Source organism: Kitasatospora herbaricolor (assembly GCF_030813695.1).
Classification (GTDB): Bacteria; Actinomycetota; Actinomycetes; order Streptomycetales; family Streptomycetaceae; genus Kitasatospora; species Kitasatospora herbaricolor.
The window spans coordinates 5,434,522-5,452,595 of the sequence record NZ_JAUSVA010000002.1; the positions used below are offsets into that span (position 1 = coordinate 5,434,522).

General features: G+C 73.5%; 16 protein-coding genes and 2 tRNA genes. 14 read left to right on the forward strand and 4 right to left on the reverse strand.

Going from position 1 to position 18,074, the window contains the following annotated elements; translation table 11 throughout:
* Positions 1-340 precede the first annotated feature (340 nt).
* From J2S46_RS24150 to J2S46_RS24170, 5 genes are all read left to right on the forward strand, one after another.
* A complete protein-coding gene (locus J2S46_RS24150) occupies positions 341-907 on the forward strand; it encodes a DUF2563 family protein (RefSeq protein WP_191291127.1) in 567 nt (188 codons plus the stop codon).
* A 34-nt stretch (positions 908-941) separates the two neighbouring features.
* Entirely contained in the window at positions 942-2,597 is a 1,656-nt protein-coding gene (locus J2S46_RS24155; RefSeq protein ID WP_191291128.1) for a WXG100 family type VII secretion target, read from the forward strand.
* 107 nt (positions 2,598-2,704) lie between these two features.
* Positions 2,705-4,222, forward strand: a complete 1,518-nt coding sequence (mycP, locus tag J2S46_RS24160) for a type VII secretion-associated serine protease mycosin (protein ID WP_191291129.1) — start codon at positions 2,705-2,707, stop codon at positions 4,220-4,222.
* An 80-nt stretch (positions 4,223-4,302) separates the two neighbouring features.
* Entirely contained in the window at positions 4,303-4,725 is a 423-nt protein-coding gene (locus J2S46_RS24165) for a hypothetical protein (RefSeq protein WP_191291130.1), read from the forward strand.
* Positions 4,726-4,986: 261 nt separating this feature from the next.
* Positions 4,987-6,852, forward strand: a complete 1,866-nt coding sequence (locus J2S46_RS24170) for an ATP-binding protein (protein ID WP_191291131.1) — start codon at positions 4,987-4,989, stop codon at positions 6,850-6,852.
* A 182-nt stretch (positions 6,853-7,034) separates the two neighbouring features.
* Here the strand turns inward: J2S46_RS24170 and J2S46_RS24175 are convergent, their stop codons facing one another.
* Positions 7,035-7,646, reverse strand: coding sequence for a flavodoxin family protein (locus tag J2S46_RS24175; protein WP_191291132.1), 612 nt, complete (start codon positions 7,644-7,646; stop codon positions 7,035-7,037).
* Between the two features lie 137 nt (positions 7,647-7,783).
* Here J2S46_RS24175 and J2S46_RS24180 point away from each other — a divergent pair, with 137 nt between their 5' ends.
* From J2S46_RS24180 to J2S46_RS24200, 5 genes are all read left to right on the forward strand, one after another.
* Complete coding sequence (locus J2S46_RS24180; RefSeq protein ID WP_229912878.1) at positions 7,784-8,353, forward strand: winged helix-turn-helix transcriptional regulator; 570 nt, start codon at positions 7,784-7,786, stop codon at positions 8,351-8,353.
* A 69-nt stretch (positions 8,354-8,422) separates the two neighbouring features.
* Positions 8,423-8,495 (forward strand) — tRNA-Thr (locus tag J2S46_RS24185).
* A gap of 203 nt (positions 8,496-8,698) precedes the next feature.
* Positions 8,699-9,367 (forward strand): LuxR C-terminal-related transcriptional regulator, encoded by a 669-nt coding sequence (locus J2S46_RS24190; RefSeq protein ID WP_191291133.1) that lies wholly within the window; start codon positions 8,699-8,701, stop codon positions 9,365-9,367.
* 359 nt (positions 9,368-9,726) lie between these two features.
* Positions 9,727-10,701 (forward strand): UDP-glucose 4-epimerase GalE, encoded by a 975-nt coding sequence (gene galE / locus J2S46_RS24195; protein WP_191291134.1) that lies wholly within the window; start codon positions 9,727-9,729, stop codon positions 10,699-10,701.
* A gap of 253 nt (positions 10,702-10,954) precedes the next feature.
* Positions 10,955-12,010, forward strand: coding sequence for a response regulator transcription factor (locus J2S46_RS24200; protein WP_191291135.1), 1,056 nt, complete (start codon positions 10,955-10,957; stop codon positions 12,008-12,010).
* 92 nt (positions 12,011-12,102) lie between these two features.
* Here the strand turns inward: J2S46_RS24200 and J2S46_RS24205 are convergent, their stop codons facing one another.
* Positions 12,103-12,600, reverse strand: a complete 498-nt coding sequence (locus J2S46_RS24205; RefSeq protein ID WP_073924928.1) for a MarR family winged helix-turn-helix transcriptional regulator — start codon at positions 12,598-12,600, stop codon at positions 12,103-12,105.
* 110 nt (positions 12,601-12,710) lie between these two features.
* Between J2S46_RS24205 and J2S46_RS24210 the strand changes: the two genes are divergently transcribed.
* Entirely contained in the window at positions 12,711-13,532 is an 822-nt protein-coding gene (locus J2S46_RS24210) for a methyltransferase domain-containing protein (RefSeq protein ID WP_191291136.1), read from the forward strand.
* 58 nt (positions 13,533-13,590) lie between these two features.
* Here J2S46_RS24210 and J2S46_RS24215 read toward each other — a convergent pair whose 3' ends face one another.
* Together J2S46_RS24215 and J2S46_RS24220 are read right to left on the reverse strand one after the other, a co-directional pair.
* Positions 13,591-14,349: a TetR family transcriptional regulator gene (locus J2S46_RS24215; RefSeq protein WP_370882229.1), complete on the reverse strand. Its 759-nt coding sequence runs from the start codon at positions 14,347-14,349 to the stop codon at positions 13,591-13,593.
* Complete coding sequence (locus J2S46_RS24220) at positions 14,346-15,311, reverse strand: acyl-CoA desaturase (RefSeq protein WP_191291137.1); 966 nt, start codon at positions 15,309-15,311, stop codon at positions 14,346-14,348. Before J2S46_RS24220 ends, J2S46_RS24215 begins: the two co-directional genes overlap by 4 nt.
* A 187-nt stretch (positions 15,312-15,498) precedes the next feature.
* On the opposite strand from J2S46_RS24220, the gene J2S46_RS24225 reads away from it, so the two are divergent.
* The 3 genes from J2S46_RS24225 (at position 15,499) to glmU (ending at position 17,871) form a co-directional block, all read left to right on the forward strand.
* Positions 15,499-16,173, forward strand: coding sequence for a hypothetical protein (locus tag J2S46_RS24225; RefSeq protein ID WP_191291138.1), 675 nt, complete (start codon positions 15,499-15,501; stop codon positions 16,171-16,173).
* A 7-nt stretch (positions 16,174-16,180) separates the two neighbouring features.
* A tRNA-Gln gene (locus tag J2S46_RS24230) sits at positions 16,181-16,253 on the forward strand.
* Between the two features lie 151 nt (positions 16,254-16,404).
* Positions 16,405-17,871, forward strand: coding sequence for a bifunctional UDP-N-acetylglucosamine diphosphorylase/glucosamine-1-phosphate N-acetyltransferase GlmU (gene glmU / locus J2S46_RS24235; RefSeq protein ID WP_191291139.1), 1,467 nt, complete (start codon positions 16,405-16,407; stop codon positions 17,869-17,871).
* The last annotated feature ends 203 nt before the right edge of the window (positions 17,872-18,074 follow it).

Below are 18,074 nucleotides of genomic sequence, written 5' to 3' on the forward strand. Positions count from 1 at the left end.
CGGCCGCGGCGGAGTGCGCCCCGGATGGTCCGTCGGCGGAGCCGGGTCACCCGGGGCGGGGCGGGCCGGAGGCGGCCACCTCGGTGGGCACCGGACAGCGGAGGCATGCTGACGGTGCGTCGGTCCGACGGAACTGTACGTGTCAAGTTCGTACCGATCACGCCCGGCCGCGACAAGGCCCCTGCCGCACCGACGGAGGGGGTGGCTACGATTGACCGTGGCGACTGCCGGCCCGACCGGTCGTACGCCGAGAAGCTGTACCGGACTTCGTAGGTGATGGTGTGTTGCGGTGTGGCAGCCGAGGGGCTGCCCGCACGCGGGGGAGAGGTGGATTGCTGTGGTGAGCGTTGCTGCAGACGGTGGTGGCGGCGGCACTGCGTCGACCGATGCGATCGGTTGGGCGGTGGGCGGCGTGGCCGCCGCCGCCATGGGTGCTGCCCAGCTGGTCGCCTCGTACGGGGCGCAGAGCGTCCGGATGGAACTGGAGACCCTGGTCACGTTCAAGAAGCGGGCGGAGGAACTGTTGCAGGCACTCAGCTCCTCGCCGGCGGCGGCTTCCCAGCTGTCCCAGCTCCAGCTGAACCAGGGGAACCTCGGAGAGGGCTTCGCCGAGTCGGCGGACCTCATGACGGCGTACAACCGGACGTTCAACGGCCTGCAGGAACTGGTCAAGGGCCTGGCCGTCCAGATCGAGGGCATGACCTCCGCGCTCGCCAAGACGGCCGCCAACTACGGGGCCACCGAGGAGGAGCAGGCGAACACGATCAACACGGTCGCCCGGCAGGCGGAGTCCTACACCGGCGTGAGCGTGCCGAACGTGTCCGCCGCGGCGCCCAGTCGGCCGAGCGCGCCGTCCGCCCCGAGCACCGCGGCCCCGGCCACGGGCGCGGGCGCCGGGGGTTACTGATGGCCGGGCGGTTCACTGACACGGGGAGCAAGTGATGGCAGGCGGTACCAACTTCGAGAGCATCGATCACGCCAAACTCAAGGCCATGATCGCCAACTCGGACCCGGCGAAGGTCTCCGAGCGGGGCAACCAGATCTCCAGCGCGGCGAAGGCCCTGGAGGAGATCAGCAAGGTGCTCGCGGCGCACCTCGGCCAGCTGGACTGGGAGGGCGCGGCCGCGGACGCCTTCAAGGCCTTCGCCACCAAGGTCCACCGGACCGCGGGGGAGATCAGCGAGGCCTCGCGCGTCACCGGCCAGGTCGTCGAGCAGGTCGGGCAGGCGCTCGCCAGCGCCAAGCACGGCATCCCCGACGTGCCCAAGGCGGACATGGCGGCCGTCAGCAAGCACAAGGAGCAGCCGACCGGCCTGGTCAAGGGCGCCGGCGCCGCCGCGGGCGGTCTCTTCGGCCCCGTCGGCAGCCTGTTCGGCGCCACGGCGGCCGACAAGGCCGCCAACATGGTCGACTCCGACTGGGTCACCGACGCCGAGGCGCAGGCCGCCCAGAAGCGGGTCGTCGCGGCGCACCAGGAAGCCATCCACGAGATGGAGAAGCTGGCGCAGACGTACCAGATGGCGGCCACGCAGCTGAACGCGTTGTCGATGCCGGAGACGCCGAAGCCGCCGGGCAGCGTCGACGATGTCGAAAACGTTCCGGTCGGCCCGAGCGGCCGGGGCGACTCGTCCGGCACCGGCTCCGGCTCGGGTTCCGGCAAGGGCTCCGGCAGCGGTGGCGGTGGCGGCGGGAGCATCCCCGGCGGTGGTGGAAGCGGGGGTGGCGGCGGTGGCGGCGGCTGGGTCCCCGGCACCCCGCCGCGCCCCACATCCCCCGGACACGTCGACCCCGTCCCGGTGCCGTTGCCCGGCGATCGTCCGCCCGGCACGCTCCCCTGGATCAACGACCCGGGCACCGACCTCAACAGCATCCCCGGGCCGCCCAGGACCGGCCAGCCCGGTGGGACGATCCCCGTTTCCCCGCTGCCCGGTGGCGGCGGCGGAACGATCCCCGGCGGCGGCACCGGCACCATCCCCGGTGGCGGGGCCGGCTGGGTTCCCGGTGGCATCCCCGGGGGTGGTGGCGGCGGCTTCATCCCGGGCAAGGGCGGTGCCGGCGGTGGTGGCGGCAGGCTCGGCGGCGCGGGCAGCATCCCCGGCCGCGGCGGATCGGGAACGGTCGGCGCCGGTGGCGCGGGCGGCACCGTCGGCCGTGGCGGGACCGGCGCCGGGTCGACCGGCGGCAACGTGTTCGGCGCCAAGGAGGCACAGGCCGGACGCGCCGGAACCCCCGGCGGTATGGGCGGCATGGGCGGCGGTATGGGCGGTGCGGGTGGCGGCGGATCCGCCGGTGGCCGTGGTCGTGGCCTCACCTCGACGGCCGGCGGCACGGTCGGCGGCCGCAAGGGCCCCGGTGCCGGCGGGGAGTTCACCCCCGGCGGCAGCGGCCTGCGCAACCGCGCGGGTGCCGCAGGCGGCGCCGGCGGCGCGGCCGGGGGCGCCTCGGGCACCCGCGGCGGCCAGGGCGGGATGATGGGCGGTCAGGGCGGCGCCGGGCGCAGCGAGCGCGAGCGCCGCAATCGTGCCGACTACCTGCACGAGGACGAAGAGACCTGGACCAACGGAACCCCGCAGAGCAATCCCGGCGTGATTGAGTAAGGCCGGACCACCTGCCCGGCCACGGGAACCGACTCCCGTGGCCGGGCAGATCCGTCCCGGGGCCCACCGGCCCCGGGACCACGGGGAGATCGACGAGGGAGCATGTGATGCGGCGGACGGACGCGGGAACGCGGGGGCGGCGGCTCGCCGCGGCCTTGCTGGCTGCGGGCACGGTGGTGGGCCTGGTGGCCACCCCGGCCGCCGCGGTCGACTCGATCCGGGACCAGCAGTGGCACCTGGACGCCATGAAGGCCCCCGAGATGTGGCAGACCACGAAGGGCGCGGGCGTCACCGTCGCGGTGATCGACAGCGGCTTCAAGCTGGACCACCCGGACCTGGTAGGGCAGTTCCTGCCGGGCAAGGACTTCAGCGGTCTTCCCGGCGGAGTAGGCGACGACAGGGAAGGCCACGGAACCGGCATCGCCGGAATCATCGCCGGGACCGGCAAGGGGCTCGGCGGCAAGGGTGCCTTCGGACTGGCTCCCGGTGTCAAGATCTTGCCCTTGAAGATCCAGAACAGTGGTAACTCGGGCGCAACTGTCACCAACGCGGAGTTCCTCAAGGAGATCGACCAGGCCATCGTCTATGCGGCGGACCAAGGCGCCAAGGTCATCAACATCTCTCAGGCCGGCGCAGCCTCCGGTTTCTCCGACGCCGACATCTCGGGCCTCAAGGCAGCCGTGGCCCATGCGAGTTCCAAGGGATCCCTGGTCATCGCCGGCGCGGGGAACAGCGCCCAGGACGGAAACCCCGTGATGTATCCGGCGGCGCTGCCCACGATCGTCGCCGCGGCGGCAACCGACCGCAACGGGGTGGTGACCGACGAGTCCGAGCGGGGCAGCCAGATCGATCTCGCTGCGCCGGGCAAGGACATCTACCGCCCTTGCACCGGCCCCTCGGGCTACTGCAAGTCACACGGAACCTCCGACGCCACCGCCATCGTCTCGGCCTCCGCCGCGCTGCTCTGGTCGGTCCACCCGGACTGGAGCGCGAACCAGATCCTCCGCGTCCTGATCAACACCGCCGGCAAGCCGCAGGACGGCTCCGCCCGCACCGACCTGATCGGCTACGGCACCGTCCGGCCCCGGATCGCGCTGGCGACCCCGGGCGACCCGGGCCCCGCCAACGTGAGCCCGCTGATCGGTCAGATGGAGGGCGAGGCCACCCCTGCCCCGTCTGCCAGCACGCCCGCGACGGGGCAGGCCTCCCCCGCCCCGTCCGCCTCGGCGGCCGCCCCCGGAGAGGGCAGCGAGCCCGTCGACCTCCCCGTCACCGGCCAGGCCGCCGACAGCGGCTCCGGCAACCTGCCGCTGGTCATCGGCGGATCCGCGGCCGCCCTGGCCGTGATCGCCGTCGTGGTGGTGCTGCTGGTGCGCCGCCGACGTGCCGGCTCGACCCCCGCCGCCGCCCCGCAGCCCACGCCCGCCGGCGCCCCGTACGGCGGCCAGCTGCCGCCGCAGGGCGGCCCCGGCGGTCCGGGCGCCCCGGCGGCCCCGTACGGCCAGGCCGCGCCGCCGCAGTACAGCCCGCCGGCCGGCCCGCCGCAGTACGGGACCCAGTCCCCGCCCCCGCCGCAGTACGGGCCGCCGGCCGATCCGCCGGCGAACAACCCGTACGCCCGGTAGCGGCCGGGTACCGGACGAACGGCCACCAGGACCGGCAGCGCGAGCCCGCGCTGTCGGTCCTCGCCGTTAGCCTCCGGGGCATGGACGACACCCGAGCACGGCCCGACCGCCCGACCGCCGATTGGCGCAGGTACCGGGCGGAGGAGGCCGCCGAGCTGGCCGCCGGCACCCTCGATCCCACGGAGGCGTACATGGCGGAGCTGTTTCCCGACTCGATGCTGGCGGCCACCGACCTGGTGCTGGCGGCGTTCGAGGAGGAGGCGGCGGCCTGGGGCGCGGCTCCGGCGGACGCGCTCGTCCTCGGCTCCGTCGAGCGGGTGGTGCTGGCGCTCAACGCCGTCAACGAGGAGCACGACGGTGCCGCCTACGAGACAGACGAGCGTGAGCTGCTCTGCGCGTACATCGACGAGGTGCTGATCGCGGCCGGCGTGGAGGTCGGGGCGCTGGCCGCCCGCCAGGGCCTGGGGCGGCACGAGATCACGGACGCCTGGCGCGACTGGTAGGCCTCCGGCCCTCCCGGCGGAGTTGACGAGCGCTGCCCGGCCCCGCTGTCCGTCCCGGCGGGCCGCTGCCACTACGCTGGTCGGCGGACAGATCAGGTCACGGTCCGTCAGGTGCGCCCAGGGCCGGTCCGGTTCCGCGGGGCGCGCCGGGCGTGGCGGCGGCCTGGCCACGGGGGTCCACGGGAAGGCCGGCAGCGCATGGCCCGGGCGCGCCCGGCCGCACGCCGCGATGGCCCCCATCGCGACGAGGGAGAAGCCCGCATGACCGGCCCGACCACCCCCCGCCACCAGCCGCACCCGCACCTCGGCGGCCGGGCGGAGGCCCTTCGCGCACTGGCGGCCTGGCACGCGGGCGGTCCGGCGGAGCCCAAGGTGCTCCTGCTGACCGGGGACCCGGGCAGCGGCCGGTCGCGGCTGGTCGGCGGGTTCCTGATGCTCTGCGACCCGGTCTTCCGTCGCCGGATCGACCTCACCGTCCTCGACCCCGCCACCGTGCCGTCGGCCGCCGGGCCCGGCCCGCTGGTGTTCGGGGCCGCCGGCCTCGCCCCCGACCAACTGCTGCTGCGCCTGGCGGACGTCCTGGCACCCGGTGCCCGGCTCACCGCGGAGGTCTACGAGCAGCTCGCCGCGCTCGACGAGGAGCACCCCGTCACCATCGTGGTGCCGGACGTGGACCGGGTCGGCGTGCTGCGGGTGCGCGACGAGGCCGTCCGGGCGACCCGCGCGTTGCTCAGCCCGCTGGCGCAGTCCCCGGGCGTCCGGCTGCTCGCGGACCTGCCCCGCGCGCAGGCGCACTGGCTCGCCGATCAGCTGCCCCCGGAGCAGGTCCGGGTGATCGACCTGGACGAGGCGCCCTGGGCCGACCCGCCGGGCCTGGCCCTGCAGGCGGCCCACACGCTCGGCGGCGGGCTCCCGTTCGCGCCGTCCGCCCAGGAGGCCGGGCAGCTCGCCGCCGACCTCGCCCGGACGGCCGGCAACGCCCTGGTGGTCCGGCTGGCGGCCTCCTCCCTGCGGGGCACCCCCGGGGGCGGTCCGCCGAAGCTCCCCGGCACCGTCGGCGAGGCGCTGGACCTGCACGCCGAGCGCTGCGGCACCCACGAGTTGACGCTCCGGCGGCTGCTGACGCCGCTCGCGCTGGCCCGCGACGGAGCCGTCCTGCCGCTGCCGCTCTGGGCGCGGCTCGCCTCCGCCGTCGCCGGCCGCGACCTCTCCCGCACCCTGCTGGAGGGGCAGACCCTGCTGGCGCCCTTCTTCGAACTCGTCGAGCCGGGTCAGCCCGGCCGGACCGAGCCGGACGACGGCCAGCCCGCCGTCCGGCTGGTGCACCCCGCCGTCGGCGCCGAACTGCGCGAGCGCCTCGGCACCACCGCGCTGGAGGCCCACCGGCGGATCACCGGGGTCCTGCTGGAGGACGTGCCCGCCGGCGGCCCGGAGCGCTGGGCGCACGTCACCCTCTACGTCCGGGAGCAACTGACCGCGCACGCGCTGGAGGCCGGCCGGCTGCCCGAACTGCTCGCCGACCCGGGATTCCTGGTGCACACCCCGCAGGTGCTGCTGCGTGCCGCGGTGGAGCACCTCACCCGCACCGGCGCGGACCTGCCCCCGGTGGCCCTGACCTGGTTGCGGCTGGCCCCGCAGTTCACCCGCACCGAACTCCACCCGGCGCAGCGGGCCGGCCTGCTGGAGTACGCCTGCCACCAGGACGGGCTGCCGGGGCTGGACTTCGGCCCCGGCCTGCCCTGGCGCACGCTCTGGTGGCACCCGCTGCCCGAGATCACGGCCGTGACCGCCGCCTACGGCCCGGGGGGAGCGCCCGCCGTGGTGGCCGCCCTGCCGACGGCGGAGGGCAGCACCCTGGTCGGCTTCGACGCGGTGACCGGCACGCCCGTCCCGCAGGCCGAGCGGCTGGTCCGGCCGGGGGAGGAGCAGCGCGCGGCGGCCCGCTTCGCGCTCAGCTCGGGCGGGGACCAGGTCCGGGTCTGGGGCGGCTCGGCGCAGGAGCCGGTGACCTCCCTCGCCCTGCCGGCGGGCTCGCTGGTGGCCGCGGACATCACCCCGGACGGAATCCTGCTGCTGGCCGACCCGTTCGGCCTCGCCGCGCTCCGGGTGACGGCCCCCGGGGCCTGACCCGGTGACGAGGCGTCCGGGGACGACCTGACCGCCCGTCCGCCCAGGACCCGGCCCCGCGGACGGCACGGACCCGGGCGGGCGGTACGGGCCCGGGCGGGCGGTACGGGCACCGCAGGCGGTACGGGCCCGCCGTCCCCCGCGGCCTGAAGCCGTTCCGCCGCGGCCGTGCCCGGCCGGCTTCAGGCCGCGAGGGCGGCCCGGCCGGCCAGCACCACGGCGGTGTGCCGGGCGACCCGCTCGCCCAGGTGCTCGGCGGTGGCGATGTCGGCCTTGTGCACCGCCTCCGGCCCGCCGTCCGACGGCGTGGACGCCGCCGCGCCGTTGAAGAAGCCGAGCCGGTTGAGGTCGTACTCGCTCGCGGTGGACGAGTTCCAGCCCGGCTTCAGGCCGAGGTTGACCCAGTGCATGCCGTGCTGGGCGGCCAGCGTCTGCAGGAAGCCCAGCGTTCCGGCCTTGTCGCCGCTCTTGGACGCCGAGTTGGTGAAGCCGGCCGCGACCTTGTCGTTCCACGCGCTCGCGAACCAGCGCTTGCTGCTCGCCTCGCCGAAGACGTGGAAGGCGCCGGAGGCCGTGCCCATGTAGGTCGGCGAGCCGAAGACGATCGCGTCGGCGGCGTCCAGCTGCGCCCACTGCTCCTCGGTGATGGTGTCCACGGCGACGGTGAGGACCGTGGCGCCGGCGGCGTCGGCGCCACGGGCGACGGCCTCGGCCAGCACGGCGGTGTGGCCGTAGCCGGAGTGGTAGGCGATGGCGACGGTCGGCCGGACGGCGGCGGGGCTGGTGGTGGTCATGGCGAAGCGACTCCTGGGTCGGAGGGGAGGCAGGACGGGGGCCGACGGGGTCACCCCCGCTCAGCGGTCTCTAATATAGACCAGGTCTCCATTGGTTACCAAGGCTGGATCGGAGACCGGAGGGCTACCCTGGTCCCATGACCATCCAGGAGCGGAAGCCGGCCCCCGCCCGCCCGGGCCGCACGCAGGACTCCGGCCCGGCCCGTCCGCCGCAGCCGGCCCAGGAGCGGGGACAGGGTCAGGAGCAGGAGCAGGAGAACGGTCAAGGGCAGCCCGAGGAACAGGAACTCGACGTCTTCGGCCGCTTCTGCCCCAGCCGCGGCATGTTCGCCGAACTCGCCGACAAGTGGTCCCTCCTGATCCTGATGAGCCTCGGCAAACTCGGCGAACAGCGCTTCTCCGAACTTCAGCGCGCCGTCGGCGGCGTCAGCCGCAAGATGCTCACCCAGTCCCTGCGCACGCTGGAACGGCACGGCCTGATCAGCCGCACCGTCCACCCCCAGACCCCGCCCCGCGTCGTCTACGGCCTCCTCCCGCGCGGACGCGAGCTCGCCGACCTCGTCGCACCGCTCGGCCGCTGGACCGAGCTCAACACCCCCGCGATGCTCGCCGCCCGCGAGGACTTCGACAGCACCCACGAGGACGCCCACGACCCCGCCTCCGACGACGCCCACGATCCCGCGCACCACCCCCACCACGCCGGCTGAGACCACCGGCCCCACCGATTTCACTTTCCGGCCGACGACCATGTACTGTCTTCCTTGTTCGACCGGTTCGCCCCTATAGCTCAGTCGGTAGAGCGTCTCCATGGTAAGGAGAAGGTCTGCGGTTCGATTCCGCATGGGGGCTCGGAAAAGAAGGACCCTCGCCAACGGCGAGGGTCCTTCTTCGTGTTCCGGGCGCTACCGTGGAGCACCCGCACGGCGCCCTGGCGGATCGCGTACGGAATGCGCTCTGATGGTGCGTCACGCGCGGCCCCCGGCCCCGGGCGGGCGCCGCCCGCCGCGGCAACGGGCCGGACAGGCACCGCCGGACGGGACAGGGAGGCCGCCGTGGGAGTTCGGCTCGTAGTGGTCGACGACCACCGACTGCTGGCCGAAGCACTGGCCACCGCCCTGCAACTGCGCGGACACCGCCTGCTCGCCGTCGGCTCACCCGCCGGCGCCGCCTTCGACCTCCTGGCCGGCCGCCGCCCCGAAGTCTGCCTGCTCGGCATCGCCGGCCCCGGCGAACCCGGCGCCTTCGACGTCGTCCGGCGGATCCGCCGCGAACGCCCCGAGATCGCCGTCATCGTCCTCGGCCCCCTCGGTGAACTACGCGGCGTCGCCGCCGCCTTCGCCGCCGGCGCCGCCGGCTACGTCCGCAGCGACGAACGCATCGACGTCGTCGAACGAGCCGTCGCCCGCGTCCGCGGCGGCGAAGCCGCCGTCACCGCCGACCTGCTCCGCGGCGCCTTCGACCAACTGCTGCGCCCGGCCTTGGAGCCCGACGACGAGGCCCTGCGGCTGCTCCGCTCGCTGACCCGGCGTGAGATCCAGGTCCTGGTGCGGATCGCGGAGGGCGAGGACACCCAGGCCATCGCGACCGGGATGGGGATCGCGCCCAGCACCGCCCGGACCCATGTGCAGCGGGTGCTCACGAAGCTCGGCGCGCGGACCAGGCTGGAGGCGGCCGCGGTGGCCGCCCGCACCGGACTGCTGGAGCGGATGCCCCGCGGCTGAGGGGCCCGAGTGCGAACCGTCCCGTTGCCGCCCTTTCGTGCGGGGCGGCACGCGTCGGCGGCCGGCGGTGCCTGACGGCGTCCCGTGGCGTCCCATGACGCCCGTTGGCGCACCCTCCGACCCCCGTCCCGTCCGGTGGGCGGATTTCCGGGGCCGCTGAATGTTGTCTGATGATGATAAATGTTCCATTATGTTTGATGTAGGCCGATGCTCGGTCCGGCGCCGGGGGCAACCGGGGCCGCCGGGAATCCGTCGTACGGTAGGGCCCAAGTTCCTCGCCGGGGCGCGATCCGGCCTGGCGAAGCGTTCATCACCGGTCCGTCGCGCCGAGCACGGACCGCCTGCGGGAGGTCAAAGCAATGAGCAAGTACCTGGTCACCGGTGGCGCCGGCTACGTGGGCAGCGTCGTGGCCGCCCACCTGCTGGAGGCGGGCCACCAGGTCACCGTCCTGGACGACCTCTCCACCGGCTTCCGCGAGGGCGTCCCCGCCGGCGCCGACTTCGTCCGGGGCCGGATCCAGGACGCAGCCGACGTGCTCGACTCCTCCTACGAGGGCGTGCTGCACTTCGCCGCCTCCTCCCAGGTCGGCGAGTCCGTGCAGGACCCGGAGAAGTACTGGCGCAACAACGTGGCGGGCTCGCTGGAGCTGGTCTCGGCGATGCGCAAGGCCGGTGTCGGCAAGCTGGTCTTCTCCTCGACCGCCGCCGTCTACGGCGAGCCCGAGAGCGTCCCGATCGCCGAGACCGCCCGGACCTCCCCGACCAGCACCTACGGCGCCACCAAGCTCGCCGTCGACCACCTGATCACCAGTGAGGCCGTCGCCCACGGCCTGGCCGCCGTCTCGCTGCGCTACTTCAACGTGGCCGGCGCCTACGGCAGCTACGGCGAGCGGCACGACCCCGAGTCGCACCTCATCCCGCTGGTCTTCCAGGCCGCCCTCGGCCGGCGCCCGCACATCGCCGTCTACGGGGACGACTACCCCACGCCGGACGGCACCTGCATCCGCGACTACATCCACGTCGCCGACCTCGCCGAGGCGCACCTGCTCGCGCTCGGCGCCGCCACCTCCGGCGAGCACCTGATCTGCAACCTCGGCAACGGCAGCGGCTTCTCCGTCCGCGAGGTCATCGAGTCCGTCCGCCGGGTCACCGGCCGCGAGATCCCGGTCGTCACCTCCGGCCGCCGCCCGGGCGACCCGGCCGTGCTGGTCGCCTCCGCCGCCCGCGCCCACGAGTCGCTCGGCTGGACCCCGCGCCGCCCGGAACTCGACGAGATCGTCGCCGACGCCTGGCGCTTCACGCTGGAGCTGGCCGCCGGCCGACAGGACGGCTGACCCGCCGCCCGGCCCCGCCGCCCGGCCCGCCCCCGGCCCGCCCCGGGCCCGCTCCCGCCGGCGGACCGGTGGGCCGACCCCGGTGCCGCCTGGCCCCGGCTGCGGCCGGGGCCGGGGCGCGGCAGGACCTGTCCGACGCGCAATTCCCCATCCCCTGGCGAAACTTCACCAAATCCCCACCAGGCCGCCCCCCACCCCGTACGCTGATTCAGCTGCCGGGTGGGGGCAGCGCCCTGGCTGGGGGGAGTGACAAGTGGGGCGGATCCGCGTCCTGGTGGTCGACGACCACCGCATCTTCGCCGAGGCGCTCGCCGCGGCCCTGGCCGCCGAGAGCGACATCGAGGTGGGCGCGGCGGGGAGCGCGGGCGCGGCCGAACGAGCGCTGGAACGCGCGGCCCGCGAGGGTCGCCCGTTCGACGTCGTCCTCGTCGACGCCGACCTCGGCACGGTGCCCGCGGCCCCGACCGCCCGCCGGCCGGCCCAGGCCCCCTTCGAACACGCCGCCCCCGCCGGCCCGGCGCACCCGGCCCCCGGACAGCCCGGCCGCCCGCAGGCGGGCCCGGCACAGCCGCCGGTCGCCCCCGTCCTGCCCGGCGTACCCCCGCCCCGCCGCGCCGCCCGCTCCGGCGCCGCCCCGCCCCCGGGCGTCGGCAGCACCACGTACCCGCCCGCCGCACCCGGGGCCACCGAGGCACCGGCGGCGGACCCTTCCTTCCGCCCCACCGAGGGCGGCGGCGCCCCGCCCCCGGACGGCATCACGCTGATCGCCCGCGCCCGCCGCAACCACCCGAGCCTGCGCGCCGTCGTCCTCGCCGAGACCGACGACCCCCGCCGCGCCGCCCGGGCCCTGCACGCCGGCGCCTGCGGCTGGGTCGCCAAGGACAGCTCGCTGGCCCGCCTCACCGCCGTCGTCCGGGGCGCCCTGCGCGACGAGACCCACCTCCCGCCCGCCCTGCTCACCGGGGTCATCCGGGAGCTCACCACGGCCCGGCGCGACCGCACCGAGAGCGAGCGCCTGGTCGACAGCCTCACGCCCCGGGAGAAGCAGATCCTGCGCTGCATGGTCGGCGGGCTCGGGCGGCAGGCCGTCGCCGAACGGCTCTACCTCTCCCCGCACACCGTCCGCACCCACATGCAGAACGTGCTCGGGAAGCTCGGTGTCCACTCCACCCTCGCCGCGGTGGCCGTCGCCCGCCGGGCCGGCGTCAGCCCTGCGGAACAGGGCGGCCCACCGGTCCCGCCGTCGGTGACCCCGAGTGCCGCCCAGACCGCCGCCCCGGCGTCCACCGAAGGGCCTCGCGCCGGCTGAAACACCCCGCCCGTGACCTCAGGGCGGGGGAGAGCACGATCCCCGGGCGTGGGGGCGGTGTGCCGAACCGTCGGCGGGCCTGCGGGCAGGTCCTAGCCGGGCACGTTGTCGAAGGGCGCGACCAGCTGGCGCAGCAGCCCGGCCAGCTCGCCCTGCTGGCCGGCGGACAGCTCGGCCAGCAGCGCCCGCTCGTGCGCCAGCAGGCCGGCCAGGGCCTGGTCGGCGCGGTCGCGGCCGTCGTCGGTCAGGCGGACCAGCACGCCGCGCCGGTCGTCCGGGTCGGGGAGGCGCTTGACCAGGCCCTTGCCGGTGAGGCGGTCGATCCGGTTGGTCATCGTCCCGGAGGTCACCAGGGTCTGGGTGAGCAACTGTCCGGGGGAGAGCTGATACGGCGACCCGGCCCGCCGAAGGGCCGTCAGGACGTCGAACTCCCAGGGCTCCAGGCCGTGCTCGGCGAACGCGGTGCGGCGGGCGCGGTCCAGGTGCCGGGCGAGCCGGCTGACCCGGCTGAGCACCTCAAGCGGTTCCACGTCGAGGTCGGGGCGCTCTCGGCGCCATGCTGCGACCAGGCGGTCGACCTCGTCCTCCATGACGATCAGTGTATCGGGGGTTGTGTCGATGTGAAGTCTCTTGACGTCGAGAAATGTTAAGCGCATGCTGCCGGTGGATATCTTGATGTCGAGATACTTGGGAGGCCGCCATGACCACCACCCACTGGGACCCCGCGCAGTACCTCAGGTTCGCCGACGAACGAACGAGACCGCTGCACGACCTCCTCGCCCGCGTCCCCGCACTCCCCGAACCCCGCACCCCCGCCGTCCTCGACATCGGCTGCGGCCCCGGGAACTCCACCGCCGTCCTGCGCCGACGCTGGCCCCACGCCCGGATCACCGGCATCGACAACTCCCCCGACATGCTCACCACCGCCCGCACCGACGGCGAACCCGACGCCCACTACCTCCTCGCCGACGCCCGCACCTACGACCCCGCCCCCCACCACCCCGACCTCATCGTCAGCAACGCCACTCTCCAGTGGCTCAACGCCGACCCCCGCCACCCGGCACAACCCCGGGGCCACCTCGCCCTCCTCCCCACCTGGACCGCCGCCCTCCGCCCCGGCGGCACCCTCGCCTTCCAGGTCCCCGGCAACTTCGATGCCCCCAGCCACACCCTGCTCGCCGAACTCCGCCGCACCCCCCGCTGGCACCGCCTCCTCGGCGACGACGCCACCCGCGCCGGCGTCCACACCCCCGCCCGGTACCTCGACACCCTCACCGGCGCCCACTGCACCGCCGACGTCTGGGAAACCACCTACAGCACCCTGCTCGACGGCCCCGACCCCGTCCTCGAATGGGTCAAGGGCACCGCCCTGCGGCCCGTCCTCAGCCGGCTCACCGACCCCGCCGACCAGGCCGCCTTCCTCGCCGAGTACGGCGCCCTCCTGCGCGAGGCCTACCCCGCCGGACCGCACGGCACCGTCTTCCCGTTCCGCCGGATCTTCGCCGTCGCCGTCCGCCGCTGACCCACCCGCGGCCGGCAGCCACGCCGCCCGACCGCACCGGCGCCCCGCCCGGCCCCGCTCAGGCCTTCCGGTCACCCACCAGCTTCGGATGCCGCTCCATCCCCTCCAGGCCGTGCCAGGCCAGATTCACCAGATGCGCCGCCACCTCGGCCTTCCCCGGCTTGCGCACCTCCAGCCACCACTGACCCGTCAGCGCCACCATCCCCACCAACATCTGCGAATACATCGGCGCCAACCGCGCGTCGAACCCCCGGGCCTTGAACTCCAGCCCCAGAATGTCCTCCACCTGCGTCGCGATGTCACTGATCAACGACGCGAACGTCCCCGTCGACTGGGCCACCGGCGAATCCCGCACCAGGATCTTGAAACCGTCCGTCGACGTGTCGATGTAATCCATCAACGCGAACGCCGCCTGCTCCAGCAACTCCCGAGAATGCCCCCCGGTCAACGCCCCCGTCACCATGTCCAGCAACAGCTGCATCTCGCGGTCCACCACCACCGCGTACAGCCCCTCCTTGCCCCCGAAGTGCTCGTACACCACCGGCTTGGACACCCCGGCACGCTCGGCGATCTCCTCCACCGACGTCCCGTCGTACCCCCGCTCGGCGAACACGGAACGCCCGATGTCGAGCAGCTGCTCACGGCGCTGCTTGCCGGTCATCCGGACCCGGCCGCCGCGCGGCCGGGCCGCCGGGGCAGCGGCGCGCCGGCCGGTCGAGGCACCCGCCGCGGCCCCCGTCCGCGAGGTCCGCCGGCCGTCTGCGCTGTCTCCGTTGCTCCCGTTCACCCCTACATCATGCTGCAGCCGACGGGTCATGCGGCGCGGCGGGCGGCGATCCGCTCCGCGTCCGGCCAGCGGACGTCACGCGCCCAGCCCGCCTTCTCGAACCACCGGATCAGCCGGGCGGACGAGTCGATCTGCCCGCGCAGTACCCCGTGCCGGGCCGAGGTCGGGTCCGCGTGGTGCAGGTTGTGCCAGGACTCCCCGCAGGACAGCACCGCCAGCCACCAGACGTTGCCGGAGCGGTCCCGCGACTTGAACGGCCGCTCCCCGATCGCGTGGCAGATCGAGTTGATCGACCAGGTCACGTGGTGCAGGAGCGCGACCCGTACCAGCGAGCCCCAGAAGAACGCCGTCAGCGCCCCCTGCCAGGACATCGTGACCAGCCCGCCGACCAGCGGCGGCAGCATCATCGAGATCAGCGTCCAGACCCAGAACAGCCGCGAGATCGCCCTTATGGCCGGGTCGGCGATGAGGTCCGGCGCGTACTTCTGCTGCGGGGTCTGCTCCTCGTCGAAGAGCCAGCCCATGTGCGCCCACCACAGGCCCTTCAGCAGGGCCGGGACGCTCTCGCCGTAGCGCCAGGGCGAGTGCGGGTCGCCCTCCTTGTCGCTGAAGCGGTGGTGTTTGCGGTGGTCCGCCACCCAGCGCACCAGCGGCCCCTCGATCGCCAGGCTGCCGGCCACCGCCAGGGTCAGCCGCAGCGCCCGGTTCGCCTTGAAGGCACCGTGCGTGAAGTAGCGGTGGAAGCCGATGGTGATCCCGTGGCACGCCACGAAGTACATGACGGTCGCGATCACGAGATCGAGCCAGCCGACACCCCAGCCCCAGGCCACCGGCACGGCGGCGAGCAGCGCGAGGAAGGGCACGCCGATGAACAGCGCGAGCGTGACCCGCTCGGCGGTCCCCTGCTTCTCGCCACCACGGGTGGCGGAGACCAGCTGCTGGGGAGTGGGATCGGGCGGCGAAGTGCGTTCCTGGCCTGCCTGGACAGTCATGGAGCATCCCTAGAGGGAGGGGGAGGGGAGCCTACGAAGGCGTAACCTACGGCATCGTAGGTTGTGCGGCACCCCAAGGGAAGTGCGCCGCGACTGATCCCAACAGGGCTTTAGCGTTTTCACCCGAACGGATGGTCGACCCCGAAACCCGCCAGTAGCCCCACGCGGGGTCACCAGACTCCCCGGTATGAGAGCCAAGACCGAACACCGCGAAACCGCCCGCCGCCTGCGCGCCGAGGGCCGGACCTACGACGAGATCCAGGCTGCGCTGGGGGTCTCGAAGAGCTCCATATCGCTGTGGGTGCGGGACCTGCCCAAGCCTCCGCGCAAAGCACGGGCATACAGCGGGACAGAACGGCAGGTGGCCGCTGCCGCCCGGCGGACGGAGGCTCGCAACGCGCGGAGGAAGGCAGCTGCCGCAGAGATCGGCCCCCTCAGCGAGCGCGAATTGTTCTTGGTGGGAGCGGCCCTGTACTGGGCAGAGGGCGCGAAGGCCAAGCCGGACGCGAGAGTGATCTTTGTGAACAGCGATCCCTCGGTCATCCGCTTCTTCGAGGCCTGGCTCGATCTTGTGGGTGTTACGAAGGACCGCCGCCGCTACTCGGTGCAGATCCATGAGACGGCTGACATCCTCGGGGCCGAGCGTTTTTGGGCAGGGGTTGTCGGGGCGGGACCGATGTCCTTCAACAGCCCGTCAGTGAAGCGGCACAACCCCAGGACGAACCGGAAGAATGTGAGTGAGACCCATCGGGGCTGCCTGAGGATCACCGTTCTCGGCAGCGCAGATCTCTACTGGAAGATCGACGGCTGGTGGAGCGGCATAGCTGATGCACAGTGCGCGGCGGACTCCGGTAGGGTCTGAGCAACTGTCCGCCGTGGGGTAATTGGCAGCCCGCAGGCCTTTGGAGCCTTGCAGTGATGGTTCGAGTCCATCCGGCGGAGCAAAGCCCGAGGCCAGGACCCATGTGGTTCTGGCCTCGGCGTTCGGTTTCGACTCCCCGGTTATCCTCGTAGCGCCGAGGCACGGACGTGCGGATTCGCTGAGCCTCAGGCTGTTCTGCCCTCTCTGCGAACCGACCGAGGAGCCTCCAGCGTGAGTGCCAATTCCCCTGCCGCTGTCATCGTGCTCGCCGCCGGCGGCGGGACGAGGATGAAGTCGAACAGCCTGCCGAAGGTGCTGCACGAGGTGTGCGGACGGTCCCTGGTGGGCCATGCGGTGGCTGCCGCGCAGGAGTTGGGCCCGGAGCAGCTGGTCGTCGTGGTGGGGCACATGCGCGAGAAGGTGGAGGCGCACCTGGCGGCCGGGTACCCGGCGGCGCGTTCGGTGGTGCAGGTGGAGCAGAAGGGCACCGGTCACGCGGTGCGGACGGCGCTGGAGTCGCTGGCGGAGTCGGGTGTGGAGCTGGACGGCACGGTGGTGGTGACGACCGGGGACGCTCCGTTGCTGACGGGTTCGACGCTGTCGTCGCTGGTGGGTGCGCACGAGGAGCAGGGCAACGGGGTGACCGTGCTGACGGCGGTGGTGCCGGACGCGTTCGGTTACGGGCGGATCCTGCGGGACGACGTGGACGGTGCGGTGGCGTCGATCGTCGAGGAGAAGGACGCGACGGACGCGCAGCGGGCGATCGCGGAGATCAACTCGGGGGTGTACGCGTTCGACGCGAAGCTGCTGGCGGAGGCGCTGGGCCGGGTGACGACGGACAACGTGCAGGGTGAGGAGTACCTCACGGACACGTTGGAGATCCTGCGGACCGGTGGTCACCGGGTGGGTGCGGTGGTGGCGGGTGATTTCCGGGACATCCTGGGGATCAACGACCGGGTGCAGTTGGCGCAGGCGCGTCGGCTGCTGAACGACCGGCTGGTGGAGCGGGCGATGCGGGCGGGTGTGACGGTGGTGGATCCGGCGTCGACCTGGCTGGACGTGCAGGTGTCGTACGAGCCGGACGCGGTGGTGCTGCCGAACACGCAGCTGCAGGGTTCGACGCATCTGGGTGAGGGCTGCGAGGTGGGTCCGAACTCGACGTTGCGGGACACCCGGGTGGGTGCGGGGGCGCATGTGAGCAACACCACGGCGGATCGTGCGGTGGTGGGCGAGCTGGCGTCGGTGGGGCCGTACGCGTATCTGCGTCCGGGGGCGGTGCTGGCGCGCAAGGCGAAGGTCGGCACGTACGTGGAGATCAAGAACTCGGAGCTGGGTGAGGGTGCGAAGGTGCCGCACCTGTCGTACATCGGGGACACCACGATCGGTGAGGGCACCAACATCGGTGCGGCTTCGGTGACGGTGAACTACGACGGGGTGAACAAGCACCGGACGGTGATCGGGGCCCATTGCCGTACGGGTTCGGACAACATGTTCATCGCGCCGGTGACGGTGGGGGACGGTGCGTACACGGCGGCGGGTTCGGTGATCACGAACGATGTGCCGGCGGGTGCGCTGGGGGTGAGCCGGGCGCAGCAGCGGAACATTCCGGGTTGGGTGGAGCGGAAGCGTCCGGGGACGTCGTCGGCCCAGGCGGCTGCTGCTGCGGGTGCTGGGGTTGACGGGGTGGTGGAGGCCTGACGGGGCTGGTCGGGGGGTCCGAGGGCTGGTACCGGAGCGGACGCTTATCGCTCGGGCGCGTAACCTGGAGGTCATACGTGCGCCATTGGGCTTTCGGGCTGTGCTGGGGCGTACCGCCAATCCCCGACCTTCATCGCTTCAGGCGGCTGCCTGCCCGCGGTGCGGCGGGTTCATGTGCGTAAGCAACACGAGGAGACGGTGCA

Excerpts from the sequence above, each read along its gene's own strand:
- J2S46_RS24155 (WP_191291128.1), top strand. The coding sequence starts at position 942 with ATGGCAGGCGGTACCAACTTCGAGAGCATCGATCACGCCAAACTCAAG.
- mycP (WP_191291129.1), top strand. The coding sequence starts at position 2,705 with ATGCGGCGGACGGACGCGGGAACGCGGGGGCGGCGGCTCGCCGCGGCC.
- J2S46_RS24165 (WP_191291130.1), top strand. The coding sequence starts at position 4,303 with ATGGACGACACCCGAGCACGGCCCGACCGCCCGACCGCCGATTGGCGC.
- J2S46_RS24170 (WP_191291131.1), top strand. The coding sequence starts at position 4,987 with ATGACCGGCCCGACCACCCCCCGCCACCAGCCGCACCCGCACCTCGGC.
- J2S46_RS24175 (WP_191291132.1), bottom strand. The coding sequence starts at position 7,646 with ATGACCACCACCAGCCCCGCCGCCGTCCGGCCGACCGTCGCCATCGCC.
- J2S46_RS24180 (WP_229912878.1), top strand. The coding sequence starts at position 7,784 with ATGACCATCCAGGAGCGGAAGCCGGCCCCCGCCCGCCCGGGCCGCACG.
- galE (WP_191291134.1), top strand. The coding sequence starts at position 9,727 with ATGAGCAAGTACCTGGTCACCGGTGGCGCCGGCTACGTGGGCAGCGTC.
- J2S46_RS24205 (WP_073924928.1), bottom strand. The coding sequence starts at position 12,600 with ATGGAGGACGAGGTCGACCGCCTGGTCGCAGCATGGCGCCGAGAGCGC.
- J2S46_RS24210 (WP_191291136.1), top strand. The coding sequence starts at position 12,711 with ATGACCACCACCCACTGGGACCCCGCGCAGTACCTCAGGTTCGCCGAC.
- J2S46_RS24215 (WP_370882229.1), bottom strand. The coding sequence starts at position 14,349 with ATGACCCGTCGGCTGCAGCATGATGTAGGGGTGAACGGGAGCAACGGA.
- J2S46_RS24220 (WP_191291137.1), bottom strand. The coding sequence starts at position 15,311 with ATGACTGTCCAGGCAGGCCAGGAACGCACTTCGCCGCCCGATCCCACT.
- J2S46_RS24225 (WP_191291138.1), top strand. The coding sequence starts at position 15,499 with ATGAGAGCCAAGACCGAACACCGCGAAACCGCCCGCCGCCTGCGCGCC.